The 16,805-nt window shown below is 42.0% G+C and carries 16 protein-coding genes; 12 read left to right on the top strand and 4 right to left on the bottom strand.

Annotation, left to right across the window (positions count from 1 at the left end; genetic code table 11):
• Positions 1-163: 163 nt before the first annotated feature.
• The gene (locus ACJJIV_RS21040; RefSeq protein ID WP_444890253.1) at positions 164-964 is read right to left on the bottom strand and encodes an SDR family NAD(P)-dependent oxidoreductase; all 801 of its coding nucleotides are present in this window, start codon (positions 962-964) and stop codon (positions 164-166) included.
• Positions 965-1,153: 189 nt separating this feature from the next.
• On the opposite strand from ACJJIV_RS21040, the gene ACJJIV_RS21035 reads away from it, so the two are divergent.
• The 4 genes from ACJJIV_RS21035 (at position 1,154) to ACJJIV_RS21020 (ending at position 5,646) form a co-directional block, all read left to right on the top strand.
• A complete protein-coding gene (locus ACJJIV_RS21035; protein WP_444890252.1) occupies positions 1,154-2,296 on the top strand; it encodes an Ldh family oxidoreductase in 1,143 nt (380 codons plus the stop codon).
• An 807-nt stretch (positions 2,297-3,103) separates the two neighbouring features.
• Positions 3,104-4,087, top strand: a complete 984-nt coding sequence (locus ACJJIV_RS21030) for an alpha/beta hydrolase (protein ID WP_444890251.1) — start codon at positions 3,104-3,106, stop codon at positions 4,085-4,087.
• Positions 4,088-4,392: 305 nt separating this feature from the next.
• Complete coding sequence (locus tag ACJJIV_RS21025; protein ID WP_444890250.1) at positions 4,393-5,004, top strand: hypothetical protein; 612 nt, start codon at positions 4,393-4,395, stop codon at positions 5,002-5,004.
• A 102-nt stretch (positions 5,005-5,106) separates the two neighbouring features.
• The gene (locus tag ACJJIV_RS21020) at positions 5,107-5,646 is read left to right on the top strand and encodes a Dps family protein (RefSeq protein WP_444890249.1); all 540 of its coding nucleotides are present in this window, start codon (positions 5,107-5,109) and stop codon (positions 5,644-5,646) included.
• Between the two features lie 200 nt (positions 5,647-5,846).
• Here the strand turns inward: ACJJIV_RS21020 and ACJJIV_RS21015 are convergent, their stop codons facing one another.
• Entirely contained in the window at positions 5,847-6,767 is a 921-nt protein-coding gene (locus ACJJIV_RS21015) for a LysR family transcriptional regulator (protein ID WP_444890248.1), read from the bottom strand.
• A gap of 281 nt (positions 6,768-7,048) precedes the next feature.
• Here ACJJIV_RS21015 and ACJJIV_RS21010 point away from each other — a divergent pair, with 281 nt between their 5' ends.
• The 4 genes from ACJJIV_RS21010 to ACJJIV_RS20995 all read left to right on the top strand — a co-directional run bounded on the left by ACJJIV_RS21010 (position 7,049) and on the right by ACJJIV_RS20995 (position 10,880).
• The gene (locus ACJJIV_RS21010; RefSeq protein ID WP_444890247.1) at positions 7,049-8,023 is read left to right on the top strand and encodes an LLM class oxidoreductase; all 975 of its coding nucleotides are present in this window, start codon (positions 7,049-7,051) and stop codon (positions 8,021-8,023) included.
• A gap of 9 nt (positions 8,024-8,032) precedes the next feature.
• Positions 8,033-8,851, top strand: coding sequence for an SDR family NAD(P)-dependent oxidoreductase (locus ACJJIV_RS21005; protein ID WP_444884792.1), 819 nt, complete (start codon positions 8,033-8,035; stop codon positions 8,849-8,851).
• 55 nt (positions 8,852-8,906) lie between these two features.
• Positions 8,907-9,752 (top strand): enoyl-CoA hydratase/isomerase family protein, encoded by an 846-nt coding sequence (locus ACJJIV_RS21000; protein WP_444890246.1) that lies wholly within the window; start codon positions 8,907-8,909, stop codon positions 9,750-9,752.
• A 138-nt stretch (positions 9,753-9,890) separates the two neighbouring features.
• Positions 9,891-10,880, top strand: coding sequence for a zinc-dependent alcohol dehydrogenase family protein (locus tag ACJJIV_RS20995; RefSeq protein ID WP_444884790.1), 990 nt, complete (start codon positions 9,891-9,893; stop codon positions 10,878-10,880).
• Positions 10,881-10,980: 100 nt separating this feature from the next.
• Here ACJJIV_RS20995 and ACJJIV_RS20990 read toward each other — a convergent pair whose 3' ends face one another.
• Positions 10,981-11,406 (bottom strand): nuclear transport factor 2-like protein, encoded by a 426-nt coding sequence (locus ACJJIV_RS20990; protein ID WP_444890245.1) that lies wholly within the window; start codon positions 11,404-11,406, stop codon positions 10,981-10,983.
• A gap of 115 nt (positions 11,407-11,521) precedes the next feature.
• Positions 11,522-13,102 (bottom strand): FAD-binding oxidoreductase, encoded by a 1,581-nt coding sequence (locus tag ACJJIV_RS20985; protein ID WP_444890244.1) that lies wholly within the window; start codon positions 13,100-13,102, stop codon positions 11,522-11,524.
• A 309-nt stretch (positions 13,103-13,411) separates the two neighbouring features.
• Here ACJJIV_RS20985 and ACJJIV_RS20980 point away from each other — a divergent pair, with 309 nt between their 5' ends.
• The 4 genes from ACJJIV_RS20980 to ACJJIV_RS20965 all read left to right on the top strand — a co-directional run bounded on the left by ACJJIV_RS20980 (position 13,412) and on the right by ACJJIV_RS20965 (position 16,651).
• Positions 13,412-13,726, top strand: coding sequence for a methyltransferase family protein (locus ACJJIV_RS20980; RefSeq protein WP_507021892.1), 315 nt, complete (start codon positions 13,412-13,414; stop codon positions 13,724-13,726).
• Complete coding sequence (locus ACJJIV_RS20975) at positions 13,662-14,384, top strand: methyltransferase (RefSeq protein WP_444890242.1); 723 nt, start codon at positions 13,662-13,664, stop codon at positions 14,382-14,384. Before ACJJIV_RS20980 ends, ACJJIV_RS20975 begins: the two co-directional genes overlap by 65 nt.
• A 68-nt stretch (positions 14,385-14,452) precedes the next feature.
• Positions 14,453-15,619, top strand: coding sequence for an AMP-binding protein (locus ACJJIV_RS20970; RefSeq protein ID WP_444890241.1), 1,167 nt, complete (start codon positions 14,453-14,455; stop codon positions 15,617-15,619).
• 42 nt (positions 15,620-15,661) lie between these two features.
• Positions 15,662-16,651: an alpha/beta hydrolase gene (locus ACJJIV_RS20965; protein WP_444890240.1), complete on the top strand. Its 990-nt coding sequence runs from the start codon at positions 15,662-15,664 to the stop codon at positions 16,649-16,651.
• Positions 16,652-16,805 lie beyond the last annotated feature (154 nt).

Genomic DNA, 16,805 nt, shown 5'->3' with positions numbered 1-16,805 from the left:
ATTTCTTTGTTAAGGTTTTTGACCTTTTAATTGGATTAATTTTTTCAAAAAAAATGAGTGGGGAAGTACAAGTGCTGAGAATTTTGAATGCTCACATGGAAATCTTATTAAATACAATATAATTATATAAACCTAAAAGTAAGCTATTATCTCTTAAATATTACTAAATCCCTGGAGACAAGCCTCCACTTACAGGTAATACAACACCTGTAATATACGATGCCTCATCACTTGCTAAAAAAGCTATTGCCGCAGCAACCTCAAAGGGTTCTGCTGGGCGCCCTAACGGTATAGATGAGTTTTCTTGTTCGGCTGCCTGAGAAATAGAAATTCCTTCGCCTTCTGCTATTGCCGCATAAGCTTTCTGCAACATATCTGTATTGATTGCACCAGGTGCTACAACATTAACCCTTATGCCCCTGTCTGCATATTCCAAAGCTAAAGCTTTGGTTGTACCTACCAATGCATGCTTTGTAGCTATATAAGGATATGGCATACCCGCAGAAACCCCGATACCAGCTGTAGATGCAACATTGACTATTGCCCCAGAACCCTCTTTTTCCATTATCTTCAGTACTCCCTTACACATAGATAATGCACCTTTTACATTGATGCTGTAATTAATATCCCAATCTTTATTCTCATTTTCATTTAAAATGGCGGATCCAAATCCAACCCCAGCGTTATTGACTAAAATATCAATGCGACCAAATTTATCTGCCAGGTCATTAACTGCATTATCTATTTGATCAGGTTTTGACATATCTATAAATATATATGTAGCCTCCCAGCCACTAGATTCTATTTCTTTAACATTACATTCAAGGCTATCCTTTGACTTTTCTCTCCCTGCAAGTATCACAGTTGCTCCTAATGAGGCTAGTTTTATTGCTACAGCTTGACCCAACCCTTTTTGCTTGGTAGCACCAGTTATAATCGCGATCTTACCTGAGAGTTTTTTCATAATGCAGGCTCTGAGATTAATAGCTAGTTATATAGTAGCTAACTACTTAATCGTTTAAATATAAATTTAGAGCTAGATTTTAACTTACTACAATTAATTTTTTGGATAAATCATAAAATTATAGTTTGTAGTTCTCCTTTGATACCCATCTATACTTTGACCAACAGGTTAATATAACTGGAAGAAAATATGAATGCTGATGCACAAACGAGAAAAACAAGTGGAGATTTTTTAAGTTACTGCATTAGAAGGATATGGAAAGCTGAGGGGGCAAGCGATGAGCACTGCAATGCGGTGGCAAATGCATTAATGATCGGAATATTCCAGGGCAAGCTAAATCAGGGACTCGGTGTTTATGAAGCCATAGATTTGACCCATAAAGTGGGAATGTTGGATATCAAAGCTGAACCTGAGATTGTTGATGAAGGTCCTACTTGGGCATCAATTGATGGTAAACGCTCATCTGGATACTATACGATGACGAAAGTTGCCCAGACTGCGATCAAAAAAGCAAAAGAGCAAGGTATTTCAATAGTATTTGCTCATAATCATAATGATGCTGGCAGTTTTGGCGCCTACACGTGGCTTGCTCATCAAGCCGATTGTGTAGCACAAGCGTCGAATAACTCTGTACCCATGTGCTCCCCACTGGGCGGTATGGGAAATACAATTGCCGTACCGCCGCTTGATGCCATAGGCCCAAGCGGAGAACAGCCACCGGTCTGGATGAGCACGAAACTGTGTGAGCGGTATGATGCAGATACTGCACAGGCTGTTTTGCAAGGTACCAAGCTTAAATATAATGCTGTAATTGACCCGGATACAGGTGAGCTGGGTAATGATTTGGCTCCCTATGCAATTCCAGTCGAGGGATATGGTCGTGTATATGATCAGACCTGCTTCCAGAATCTTCACGAACCTCGGGTTTATATGCTGAATCTATGGAACGAGTTACTAACAGGCATCATAAATCCTAGAGGTATCATAACCCCAGAGGTTCCCACTTTAGCAGACTTCATAAACGGTAAGGCACAGGCTACCTCAGTAGGTGGTAGTTACTATATATGTATTGATCCCTCTAAATTCGGCCCTATTTCCGAAGTAAAGGCTAAGTCTGATCGTTTTGCGAAAGCTATACAGAATACTCCCCCGTTACCGGGCGGTAGAAACTGTCGTATGCCAGGTGGTACTGGTTGGAAGAAGTTAAATCAAAAGTCTGATGAAGTTGAAGTACTTGAAAGTCACTGGGTTCCATTTTTTGAAACCCAAGCCGGCCGACATGGTTGGAGTGAGGAAAGCTTGAAAAAGGAATGGGAAGCGCAGCGGGAATAACGAGGCTATTCATATTTATTACATCAAATTAGATTGGTTTTAAGCTCTACTCTGGCCGCTTCTGCGGTTTTCTTTGTAGTGATTTACATGCTTGGACTCGATCCATCAACAACGGACACATCATTTTTCTACCAGTTGATCTTCAATTTCGTCTAGGCTGAGATAAGCATTAGGGCTGTTAATATCGGAACTTCTGAGATTATGGCCGAGACATCGCCAACTGTTCACGATCTATCCTTATTCATTATGAGCAGCCTATTCGCTATGTACTTGTGAATCTCTGAGTTGGTTGCCGTTTAAAGATCGTTACCCGCTATGGGTGATTCCAAGAAAGATTGCGGCGCAAACTAATGGTTTCACATTTTAGGTAAAGGTACAAAGGCTGTACGATCACTGTTTGCGACCAAATGCTTAAGGCGCTATCGTCCATTGGTTTCGCCATACTGGTATTTCTGAAGATTTGAGGTACCGTCCCCGTAAGCATATCCGTGATGATGCGGGAACGGTATGAGAGCAGGCGACGTAAGCGGGTTAAGGAGGAGCGGTAAAACTACCGCCCTACTCTACTGGCAAAAATGCACTATTCCAAATTGAAACGATTAAGGCTCACTAATGCGCTTGAACCTGCAAGATATTAAATGACAACTATAAGGTATAGCTGTTTGAACTGTATTTTTTAGGATCAGCTAAGCTGATATATCAAGATTAATCTGTCGCGGGATATCGCCAAGTGAGCAATTTATGGATTAGTGAATTTATCTACGCGCCATATGAATAAACTGCAGTTACCATTTGAGTTAAAGCGATATGAAAGCCAAGTCAATTTTAGCCAGAGTGCTAACTGTTATCTCTATATGCATTGCTATCTCATCCTGCTCTCAAAGAATAGCTAGCTCAATAGAAAAAGCTGAACACTTCTCCTTTGGAGAAAGGATAACTGTCGAGCGAATAGAACAGTTAAACTTCAGGAAAGCTGAATATTGCCCACCTGGAAAAAAGACATGCATTAGTTATTATTACGGATCACCTTTAGCCGACGCCAACCTAAACTACTCTGTAACATTTGGTGAGGACGAAAGAGAAAATATTGTTAAGATTAATTTAAGTAGAGATTCATTAGATCGAAGCTACTTTGGCACCGTAATCTTACTGCATGGATTCCGTACTTCCAAAGAATTTATGCTGGATTCTGCTCTTTATTTTCGTTTTCTTGGGTTTCAGGTTATTGTTCCAGACCTTCTAGGTCATGGTGAAACTGGAGGCAAGAAGAAATATGGGGTAAATGATACTAAATATATCAACTCCCTTATTGACAACCTAATTGAAGAAGGGATCATCAAAAATGAAAATATATATATTGTAGGAAACTCTATGGGCGCCGTAACAGCCTCTCATATTTCTTCTTTAAGATCAGACATTAGCGGAGTTATTCTTTTAGCTCCGATGTTGCAACTTGATGAAGCTGTATACAATTATGCAAAACGTGACCACCCCATACTTAGCAGAATTATCCCTGAGAGAGATATACGCAAGGGGGCGATTTTGGCTCTAAGAAAATCTAATATAAATTTGAAAGATACAAACATAAAACCTCTCTTAAAATCCTCCCAGACTCCGACTCTACTAATGCTCTCAGATTCAGACCATATTTCACCATATGCAAGTTTCAAACAATTGAAGAAAGATAATATCAAAATATTTAAAGTTCATGATAGGTATCATCCAAGCATGAATACAATAGGTGAGATCGAGCATAAAGCCATTGTTAAATGGCTCAATACTACTCAGTAATACTGCCTATATAGTTTTCGGATATATTCAAAATTTAAATATCGCTGGATAAACCTACCAGAGGTAGAGCGAGATAGAGCAGTTATCTTTGTCGACCCTATTAGTTTTTTTCATAATAAGCCTGGATAAGCCACAACCACGGCTACTTAATGAGCAATTAAAGATAATGTTCTTGGGGTGTTCCTTCACACTGCCTGGTCGATAGTGACATAGGAACAACTATTAATTAACAACTGCTATTATTTGAGTTTGAGTAAATATCTGCTCATATCCTACCCGCCCCTTGATTCATAAAGGAGATGTGCATGAAGAAGTATTCATTCTTATTCATAATGATTTTGATTGCTCTTGCCTTTGTAGGGTTTAACACAGCGGCTGAAGAAGGTAAGCCTAAGCCTCCTCAAAGTAGTGAAGGCAATATTTGTAGTAATGAATATGTCTTATGCACTTCCGCCCCTTGTATCCCGGACCCTAGAAATCCGGATTCAAATGCAATTTGCCAATGTGATGTTAACAAGGGTTTAAACTTCGGGATGTCAGCATGTAAAGCCCGGATTCCTGTAACTAACTCGACCGGTGTAAAAAAAGTCTTATCGACTTTTTCTTTCGCTCAGGCACCTACTAAACCAGTGCTTTCCTGTCCAGAAGGTAACCCTTGGGCGGATTGCCTGGATCAACCCTGTATTGTCGACCCAATGAATCCACTCAAGGCCATTTGCACATGCAAAATAGTACGTGATCAGCCTTTTGTAACTTTTGGAGGAGACTGCGTTACGTTGACTTGTGATACCGGCTATTGGTCAGGCGCAACAGTTGGGTCCTATATTGGGGCAAGCACGCAGCTGATGAAGGCTTTTGGTTTAGACCAGACGCCTGCTAAATATTGTGCGGGAACGAAGGCGAAAGTCTCAGAGTGACCCAGGCTTGACTGGCGAGTCGCCCTACAGGCGTCTAATCTAATGCCAAGATAATATTTACTCTTCTAGCTCCCCCCTTGCCATAACCTAATGAGGCTTCCTATGAGAAAAGCAACCAGTGAACAAGTAAGCGCAAAGGATCAAGCCAGACTTAAGGCTCCAACTGATTTGGGCGAGAACGCTAGGAGTAGCATTACTACTGCTGTCAATACACTACTGGCAGACACCTTTGGCTTATACATGAAAACGAAGAATTTTCACTGGCATGTGAGCGGTCCGCACTTCCGGGACTACCATCTATTGTTTGATGATCAGGCCAGTCAAATTTTTGAGATGACCGATGTCTTGGCAGAGCGTGTGCGTAAACTGGGGGGAACCACACTTCGCTCCATTGGCCAGATCGCCAAACTACAACGATCTTCAGATAATGATACGGATTATGTAGACCCACAAGATATGCTCGCGGAACTTGCTGAAGACAATCAGCAAATGATTGCGAATATGCGCAAAGTCCATGAGCTTTGCGATGAGCATCGTGACATTGCAACTGCGAGCATTCTGGAGGAGTATATTGATCAGGCTGAAAGGCGATCTTGGTTCTTATTTGAGGCTAGCCGGAGTTCAGGATTAACGCACCACTGAACGTCACCCCAAAAGACGCAATAATTTTGTGCTCTAGTTGAAGAAGGGAGTTGTTGTATTTTTAGCGGACAACAATTCCTTTCTTACATCTCTACTAAAACTTCCACTTATTTACAGCGTAAAATTTACAGTTCCAGCCTCAATTTTCTATAAAATTTATCTCTCCAGTTATGGAACGACTAGATAATGTGAGGGATACTTTATTGGGATTTCAGGTTTGCCCAGGTGGCTGAAATACCAATCTTTTCAACAAGGAAATCAATAAACACCCTGACTTTTGAAGTGAGTACATTAGATTTAGGGTAGACAAGCCAAATCGCTGCCTGGTCATCAATTCTGTAATCCGGAAGTACCCGAACCAGTGTGCCCTCTTCTAATTCAGAATGAATATTCCATAACGAACTCATACAAACCCCAACCCCGGCCTTGGCGGCTATACGCATGCTGGCGCCATCATCACAAATTACTCGAGACTTACCTTTCGGTGGAGGAAATGATCCAGCTTGTTTATCACTTTCAGATATCAGCTTTCTGGGCTTTGAATTCATAAACACCAAAAGCTGGTGCCGAATGAGATCTTCAGGCGTATTTGGAGCACCATATTTCTTTAAGTAGCTGGGGGAAGCGCACAGGATTCTCTTGTCTTCAGCGAGTTTACGTCCAATAAGACTACTGTCTTCTACGGCATAGTTGCGTAGGGCTAAGTCAAAGCCTCCCTCGATTAGGTTAACTTGTGTATCAGATAGCTTAAGCTCCACATCCACACCGGGATATCGCTCAAGAAATTCAGGCAGTATTGGTGCTACAAAGCGCTGTACAAATGTGCTTGAAGCCGCAAATCTTAGCGTTCCGCTCACATTTGAACTGCCTTTACCCAGGGCTGCCAAGGCAGCATCTTCTTGGGCAAGGATCTCTCTAGCATAGGGAAGGAATTCGGCTCCTTCTGTCGATAAAGTGACCTTCCGAGTGGATCTATGGAATAGATCCGCCCCTAATTGAACCTCAAGCTTTGACAGGCGCGCACTGGCTACTGATGGAGCCAACCCAAGCTGACGCCCTGCGGAACTGATATTGAGCAGGCCAGCAGCCAGCACAAAAAGCCTTATTCCGTTCGTATCCACCAATTATATCCAAAATCAGAATTCTGAATCCATTTATACCTCATTTATTCGTAATAACCAATGAATTAGGCTTTGCCCAGCTGTTGAGTAGTTGCCCTCAAAAGGTCTTGTAGCTAAGCAATAACAGGAAATTCGTTCGCGATTAGAAGAGATCAATAGATGGTATTTTCTCTCTTCAGAACATTTATGGGATATGAGCCAACTGATCCCAATTGTGCAAAGGACATGGCAATGCCAACAACCATAACCCGCTGTGTCAACTATGTTGAAGGGGATGTTTAGTGACTTCTGGCCAAAGAGATAGAAAAGCTTGGTTTCCCGAAATCAATACTGGCTTCAATAGCGTATTTAAACCTGGACGACTTTCTATAGGCCTAGTCGTCCCTATTGAAAACTACTCGACAACCTCTGTGCCAACTATGGCAGATCATATTGAGAGAGTTCAACTCGCTGAGGAGCTAGGTTTTAGCGCCGTTTGGCTAAGAGACGTGCCGTTCAATGTGCCTTCATTTGGTGATGCCGGGCAAGTGTTTGACCCTTTCGTCTATCTTGGATTACTTGCAGGTGCAACTTCAAAGATTAGCCTCGGCGTAGCGAGTCTTATTTTGCCATTACGTCACCCGGCACACGTTGCAAAAGCAGCTGCCTCAGTTGATCAACTCTCCGGAGGGCGACTTATCCTTGGCATTGCCAGCGGCGATCGCCCTGAAGAGTATCCAACGATGAATATTCCTTATAAGGAGAGGGGGGCGATTTTTCGTGAGAGTTACGAATACATTCGAAAAATAACAGCCCCCTACCCTCATTTTGAGAGTCGCCTTGGGGTCGTATCTGGGGAAGTGGACCTTTTGCCAAAGCCTTATGGCCAACAATTGCCGTTACTAATAACAGGATCCTCCCAGCAGGCCCCAGATTGGCTAGCGAGCAATGGCGACGGATGGATTACATATCCCAGGCCCCATACAGAGCAGAAGCATTTTATTAAACAACTAAGAAAAAACATCTGCGAAGAAGGGGTCCCTGCCAAGCCAGTTATGGAGCCACTGTATATTGATGTTATTGACGACCCTGATTGTCCGCCACAACCAATACATTTGGGGTTTCGCATCGGCATCAATCAATTAGCTGCGTATTTGAAGTCAAGAGCGGCAATTGGCATTAATCATATTGCGCTTAATCTACGCTTTAATAAACGAGACGTACAAGAAACACTTCAACAGATTGCTACAAATATTCTTCCAGAGTTGAAAGGATAGGAATAATTAATGACGAAGACAATTTTACTAACAGGCGCAACAGATGGTATTGGACTGGAAACGGCAAAGCTATTAGCGTCAAAAGGCCATACTTTACTGTTGCATGGCAGAAGCAAGTCTAAATTGGCACAGGTAAAGAAAAGCATCTCACAAGATTTCCCTGAAACCACAATAGACACTTTTCTGGCAGACCTCACTAACCTATCTGAAGTTGAGGCACTGGCAGTAAAAGTTAAAAGTCACTATTCAAATATTGACGTACTAATAAACAATGCTGGTGTACTTAAAATACCCAATCCAGTTACAGACTCAGGGTACGATATTCGTTTTATCGTAAATACTATTGCACCATATATATTAACCAAGCACCTTTTAACTCTGTTCAATAGTAGTGGCCGTGTCATCAATCTATCCTCTGCCGCCCAGGCGCCTGTGAATCTGGAAGCGCTTAAAGGTGAGCAACTCCTCTCTGATAGTGATGCTTATGCCCAGAGTAAATTGGCTATTACGATGTGGACATTCCAATTATCCAAATCCCTTGGCAATGAAGCCCCAGCATTCATTGCCATTAACCCCGCATCATTCTTGGGCAGCAAAATGGTGAAAGAGGCTTATGGCTCGCTTGGGAGAGATATAGGTATTGGTGCTGATGTATTGGTTCGAGCAGCTCTTAGTGATGAATTCTCCAGTGCTACCGGCAAGTACTTTGATAACGACCTGGGCAATTGGTCTCAGCCACACCCCGATGCTCTTGATGAGGCAAAGAATGAATTGCTTATTTTAGAAATTGAAAGCGTTGCTAATGAGTTAGGGGCTCAAATCCCCTAAAGCATAACCTGTAACTTAAACAATCAATACCTTCACCCCCTAAAAGGACATAATGATGAAGTATGAAGGCTTTACTACATTCTCAACCGCTCAAAAGGAAGGCATTTTAACGGTCACATTTGATTTTGGGCCAGTGAATGTCCAGGGGCAAGAAATGCTGGCAGACCTTAACAGTTTAGCCATGCGCCTGGAACGGGATCGCAATACCAAAGTGGTAGTTTTTCAATCGGCAAACCCAGAAATTTGGGTCTGCCACTATGACACCGAGCTCTTAAAGGATATGTCTGATGAGGCAATATCCCGAGATGAAGTTAAGTTACTCGATTTACAAGCGGTTTGTGAGCGAATTAGTAAAGTTCCACAGGCAACCATTGCCAAACTGGAAGGCTTTGCTCGAGGCGGCGGCCACGAGTTGGCGCTGGCAATGGATATGCGTTTTGCCGCACGTGGCAAATTTAAGTTTATGCAAATGGAAGTTGGTATGGGAATACTGCCCTGCGGTGGTGGCGCATCTCGGATGGCTCGCCAGACCGGGTTAGGGAGAGCATTAGAGATCATTCTAAGTGCTCAAGACTTCGATGCGGATGAGGCGGAGAGGCTAGGCACAATTAACAAAGCACTGGACTCTAATGAAATCGGTGAATATGTAGATTCACTAGCAAAGAGAATCTCTCAATTTCCTGCTGAATCTATCAATGCCTGTAAGCAAGCCGTATATGAGTCCATCGACAAGCCCATAGATGAAGCATTGAAGGCTGAAGCCTATTGGTTATATCAAGCGACCAGTAAAACACCTGCACTAAAGCGGTTTTCGATCGCTGATGAGCAGGGATTAGAGCATGATATTGAAAATCAACGCAATTGGAGTGAACTGGTCATGCAAGTACAGAACATCAATTAACCCTTTGAAAGTTTTCTCTTTCCAATAGAAAAATAGAGCCTCTCTATTCTAAGGGCTGACTATTAATAATTCACCTCGGTGATCAGTCCAAAATCCTGATTAGCTACCATTATTACCCCTGATATTTGAGAATTAAAAATGAAAGCAATGATAGTAAATGCCTTTGGCGGTCCAGATGTATTTGAAGAAGCCGATGTAGTAAAGCCAACAATTAAGGCTGGGCATGTACTGGTAAAGGTTGCAGCAACCAGTGTTAACACAGTCGATACGATGATCCGAGAAATGGGCACGGAACTGCCCTTCTCTCCACCTCTTCCCGCCATCTTAGGCATGGATTTCGCTGGTACGATTGAAGAGGTTGGTGAAGGTGTCAGTGACTATAAGGTTGGCGATGAAGTCTATGGTTGTGCCGGTGGTTTAGCAGATTTGCCGGGCACCCTGGCCGAATATATGATTGCGGATGCCAACCTGATCGCATTAAAGCCCACAAATACAACCATGCGAGAAGCAGCTGCTTTACCACTGGTTGGTATTACCGCGTATGAAGGGCTAAAACGCGCTGGTATTCAAGCGGGTCAGAAAGTCCTTGTTCATGGTGGTTCGGGAGGCGTTGGGCATATTGCCTTGCAATTAGCCCGTCACTTTGGCACCGAGGTCTTTTCAACAGGCGCCGGAGAGCCTCAAATGGCTCTAATCAAAAAGCTCGGTGGAACGCCAATCAACTACAAAAAAGAATCGGTCGAGGAATACGTCAAAGAACATACAGATGGCAAAGGCTTTGATATCGTATTCGATTCTGTGGGTGGCGTTAACATCGCAAAATCATTCGAAGCAGCCACACTCAATGGGCAGGTGATATCAACTGTCGCCATGGTTGAACTTGACTTAACAACGGCCCACCTTAAAGGCCTTTCTTTGCATGTCGTTTTTATGTTGATCCCTATGATTCATAATCAAGGGCGAAAAGACCATGGGACCATTTTAAAAGCCCTTAAATCTATTGTAGAAAAGGGTGATGTCAAACCCGTACTCGACGAATCATCATTTGACTTTAAGGAGATTGGCAAAGCTCACGCAAGGCTGAGAAGCGGTAAAGCTATGGGCAAAGTTGTGGTTACTATTGACTGACTCTTGAAGAATTCAAAAGCTATGGCCCACATGTTGGGCCTAAACAAACCATTTAACATCGAACTAGGATCCTAGCTGAGCAATTGCGAGCAAACAAATTTTACTCATCAGGCTTATAACCCGGATTATATATCGAATATACTCTAACATACGAAAACTTGTTGCTTGGACTCACATCATAAAAAGCACACATCATAAGCCTGAATTTTGAGCCGGCATTATAAGTTATGCCATTCCACTCAAGATCCTCTTTACAGAGGAAATCTATCGGCGCTTCAGAAGCTACAGTTTTTTCATCCGCCAAGAAATGAGTATGACTTAGAATCACCTCCTGCATTTTTTCAGCGACGCCCTCCCAGAAGGCCAGAATCTGGTCGCGTCCAATATTTTTACGGGCTTGGGGAACATACTCAAAAGTTGCACTCTTTTCGTAATACTTATCAAAGAAATCATCCAAGCTGATTCCTCCAGTGAAAGTAGAGTTAAAATCACTAATATACTGCCGATATCTTTTCTCAGTAAACATTTAAATAACCCTTACACTCTCAAACCAAAGGAGGAAGTTAAAATTTCTTAAAATAAAAATTTCAACAGCCATAATAAGAACTAAAAAGCTTTCACTAACATTTACCAAAATTGTGTCAAGTTAAATTGTAGTGGCCAGGTGCAATGACGCCATTTGGATCGAAAACCTTCTTAATATCCCTTGTGACCTGCCAAAAAACATCATCAGGATCAACTACAAGATCCATAAAATCAACAAACAGGCGGTTAGGATGGAAGCCGGCCTTAATGAATTCTTCATTAAGCTCCTTTGCCAAAGATCGCGATTCCTCTCGCGCTACTTTATCGGTACGTATAAAGTGCGTTGATATACTGAAATGAGTTGTCTTGTCATCAACAAGGCCAAATGCATAACTTGCTTGGGCCTTACTGTAATGTGTATTTACTTTTCGAACAATTGAGTTTGCCTGCTGAACATATTCAACATTCATGGGTACTGTTGGAAGAATGAAATGCATACCAATGTCAGTGTGATCCGGATTCTCCCATCCTTCAGGAAGTTCCGTTTGAGCCGGCCAATAAATACTCATAAGAGGTCGATCACTTGGCTCACCCAATGCCATACGATAAAAGCCTGCATTACAATGAATAAAAGAGTTCATCTTTTTCCAGCCGACAAGCTTGGAAGCATACAACCCTAAGTTAATCAACCTATCCGTCACATAAAAAGTAATACCCCAAGGACTCAATCTCTTCAACTCTTTTTTTGCTGCTTTTATCTGGTATTTGGTACCACTGATATTTGAAAATATTACACCTGCACCAAATGAGTATCGATTCAGAAATCCCATCAAGCTCTCGCGATCTATATCAACATCCTGACCCTTAAGATCTTGATACATTACAGGAGCCAGACCATTTTTAACCCGGACATTTTCATAGTAATGAGTAATAGAATTAACCAACCCAAGTTGTTTAATTCCTTTGAGGGCATTGATTGCATCACCCAGGTAACTTTCATCCTTTAAAACCGTCAAAAACATGCACTGTTTTTCAGGCCTTCTCCTCAACTCTATTGTTGCACGAGTTACAACTCCAAAATTTGATTGCAAAAAAATCCGAAGATATGATGGCCCTATTCCTTCCGGAAAGGTATTAGTTGCTTTACAATTTGCATAATGCCCAAATCCCGTCTTAAATATTCTCCCATCCCCTAGAACAACCTCCAGATTAAGAAGTTGCTTATATCGCTCCATATTGTACCCCACCCCTTTGTCTAGAGCGTTGCCTACTATACTTGTATCCTTTGCAGAGCCTGTTGTGTCTGAAAAATACTTTGAGCCAGTCTCGTTGAGGTAATTAAAAAGTTGAAACTGTGTCACTCCCGGCTCAATAACTGCATAGCCAAACTCTTCATTTACTTCGATAATCTTATTCATTCGATGAAGATCAACAAGTATTAGATCACCCTGCGTTGATAATTTTGAACCAAAACCCCAGGACTTTCCGGTACTAAAAGGCTGTATACAAACTTTAAATTTATTTGCATTTAAGACTATCTGTCGAACTTCCTCAGCAGACTCAGGATATAAGATTAAAGGAACATCTACGTTATATGATGTAACATTTTCAATATGCTGTGCTATTTCATCCTGCTCAGATACAACTTGATCAGCCCTAAAAGTTTTTTTTATCTCCAGCAAAAAATCTCTAATCATAACCACTCCACACAGCCCTATACTGGTACAAAATCGCGACATCCTAGTGCTTTACTGGAGATCTACTATTACTCTAAAAGCAAAAGAGCAAACAAATAGACCTAAACCAAATAGCGAAAAGACAAACAAACCTTAGAGTTCATTTAGGTGACAAAAATAGAAGTTAAGCGACAAATCAATATATAAGTCACTTCTACACATATTAGAGTGTAACCCTTCGTGTTGAAGATATTTATAAAGACAATAGTGAGATAGAGTATGTATATAAAGGCGCCCACCTCCTCAGACACCCCCTTGTGGGATCGCCTGATGGGCAACTACACCTTTGCTTGTCTGAAGGTTGCCACTCAACTTGATATTTACGGCCTGATAGACAAGGGCTACAACACTAGCGACAAGATCTCTCAGGCACTGCAACTTAGTAGCAAGGGTGTTGAGCAATATCTTTTGATTCTTAATCACCTGGGTTATATCAAAATGGAACTGGCCCAGTATGAGAACACTGAGCTGGCAAAAAATTATTTAGATAAGAACAGTATATATTATTGGGGGGGAAGTCTTGCTGGACCCCTTTGCTATTTACGATATCAATCATTTGGACAAGAAAATTATAACCAGCCTTAAGCGGGAATATGAATTGGAGTGTAAGGGGCGTTCAGTAACCGATATGTGGCAAAACGATGAAATGGATAATGAATCGGCAGCGGCATTTACTCATCTAATGCACTCTCAGGGTTTCGCCTCTGCAGTTAAAGCCGCTTCAGACGGTATTTTCAAGCAGGTTGATACCTTACTTGATGCTGGTGCCGGCTCAGGGACTATCGCCCTGGCCTTCTGTGAAACATATCCAAATCGCACTGCTGTACTCTTTGATCTTGCCCCAGTCTGTGAAATTGCCAAGGAGTATGTACAAAAATTTAACAAAACTCGGCAAATAACCATTGCAAAGGGGAACCTATTCAGCCCTGAGTGGCCCACGGGCTTTGACGGCCTCTGCTTTAGCAATGTACTACACGACTGGCAAGAAGCTATCTGTGAATCCTTACTGAATAAGGCCTTCTCTCTACTACCCAAAGAGGGTTTTATCTATATTCATGACATGCTCCTAGATGAGAGCCAGCTTACACCGAGCTTATTTAGCTTCCACCTTTTTATGAATCATGGTTCACAGTTGTATTCTGAAAAAGAACTATACCAAATGCTCACTAAAGCCGGCTTTAAAAATCCACAAAGCCACAAAGCACTTGGCTATTTCTCGGTCATTTCAGCGCAAAAGCCCTAGCTGATGTATTCATAACTATGGCCATCCATCCGGCAAGTCAATTAAGAAATGGAAGCACGGAGCTCCCCATGACCATCGGACACTTAGATTGGAGCCAGCTGTTACACCATGCCAGATCAATATCTGAACAGGGGGGGCTCAGTGTGCCCCCAAATGCCAACCGGATTGACGACCTACCTATCAGTGGGCCGAAAGAAATCTTAAAAATCACCAAAGCCTTGGCAAAAACAGAAGGCGCTATATTAATGTCCAGCGGTGGTACCACAGGAAACCCCAAGCTGGCCTATACGCCCTTCCATCAGGCAACTCAGAGACTTCTACAACAGTGGAAACCACTTGGGTCTGGCGATGTACTCCTCAACCTTTTCAACCCCGGCCGCCTGTGGGGTGCCCACTACTTTATTCAAACTCTCGCCGAAAAAAGCAGAGCTATCACCGCACCTGTAGGTCCCTTTACTCCCAGTGAAGTACGCGCTTGGCTGGAGACATTTCGCAAGATAGAGATTAATGCCCTTGCTGGAGCTCCCACAGGATTAGCGGACTTCGCCCTGGGCATCCTGGATGGCAATTGTAAACTGAACATCAAAACAATTATTTGGATGGCGGAACCCTGGACCGAGAAAAAGTTTAATACGGTGCGTATGGCCTTTCCAAATGCCGGCTTCTGGTGTGACTACGGTTCGGTGGAGACCAACAGCATCGCTGTTAACGGGCCCGAGTGTGATCGGGATACTTACCACCTTTTAGCGGATCAATTGATTGAACCCGACGATCACGGGGCCCTACTCACACGTATTGGCAATGGCTGGACAGTACCAGTTATACGCTATCGGTTAGGGGATTTGATTCGGCAAGCCACTTGCCCATGTGGTCAGCCAAATGCATTGCTGATTGAGGGGCGCGCGGACGATGATGTGAGTCTTTGTAGTGCGATTTTTAGCGTTAGGAACATACTTGCTATCGCTAGAGAAGAGGATGGTGTTGAGGAGGCGCAGCTGATTCTCACAAAAAGCGGGGAAACACGTAAATCTGCAAGCGAACTTACTTTAGCTTATACCGGTATTACAGAATCCGACATAGTTCGAAAACGAATTCTAGCTGAGATTCATAACTTGGCATCTGTAGTCCAGCAATACCCTGGAGCCTTTAGCACAAAACGGGTTGAAAGGCTGATGAGGGTCAAAAGAACTAACAAGGTGCCGCCTATCATTCAGGCAGACGATATCAATTTGTAGATTTCAGTCAAGCACTAAAGATACAGCATAGGAAACATAGAAATGAAGTCCATAGCTAATTTGTCAGTGCTATTCTCAACCCTACTGTTACACCCTATACGTGCTGTATGTTCTCAAATGATTGCCAACTTTATTGAAAGCTCTAAATGCTTCCCATTTGATGAGATAATAACTATTGAAAGAATTATAAAACATGGTTTTAAGAAAGATAAATATTGCTTTGTAAAGGATGGCATCTGTATAAGCTATTATCATGGACCTCCTTTAATAGATCAAAATTTACAATACTCTGTTACATTTGAAGCAAATGGCAGTGAAAGTACTGCCAGCATGAATTTGAATAAGAGTTCTTTAACAAGGATATATTCTGGAACGGTAATATTATTACACGGATTTCGGGTATCTAAAGAGTTCATGTTGAACTCGGCAATATATTTTCGTTTCTTAGGTTATCATGTTGTTGTTCCAGATCTCCTCGGCCATGGTGAATCAGGTGGGATTAAGAAATATGGAGTTTATGATAGCAAACTCATCAACCCTTTTATTAACAACCTCATTGAAGCAGATATTATTAAGAAGGATAATTTTTATATTGTTGGGAACTCAATGGGGGCCTTAACCGCTACATATATCTCAAATTTGAGAACGGATATCAGTGGAGTTATTTTATTAGCCCCAATGCCGCAATTTGATCAAGCCTTATATAATCACTCTAAAGTCACACATCCAATACTTAGCAAAATCATTCCGGAACAAGATATTCGCAAAGGCGCCAGTTTAGTCTTGAAAAAAAATAATATTAACCTAGAGGATACAAATATAATCCCCCTTATCCAATCATCTAAAATTCCAATACTTTTAATATCCTCAGATACAGATCGAATTGCTCCTTACTCCGACTACAAAGGCTTAAGCCAAGATAATATTGACCTAGTCAAGATTCACAATAGAAACCATCAGAGTATGACTACAATTGGAGATGACGAACATATCTCGATTATTAGATGGCTCAATAAAACTGAAAAAGAATAATACTAAATTTAGGCACCCTATTTATACTCGAATAAATAAATCATCTTACCAACCAATATAACAGTCACTTCCCTGGGACCTTAGGGATATTAGTTCTTAGTGCATCATAGATTTCAAAAATTAAACCGCTATATAAATATGGCAATACAGGCAT

Source organism: Microbulbifer mixtoriginis (SeqCode) (genome assembly GCF_052466765.1).
The sequence above is the reverse complement of the archived record's forward strand: the minus strand, read 5'-3'. Positions and strand labels throughout refer to the sequence as shown.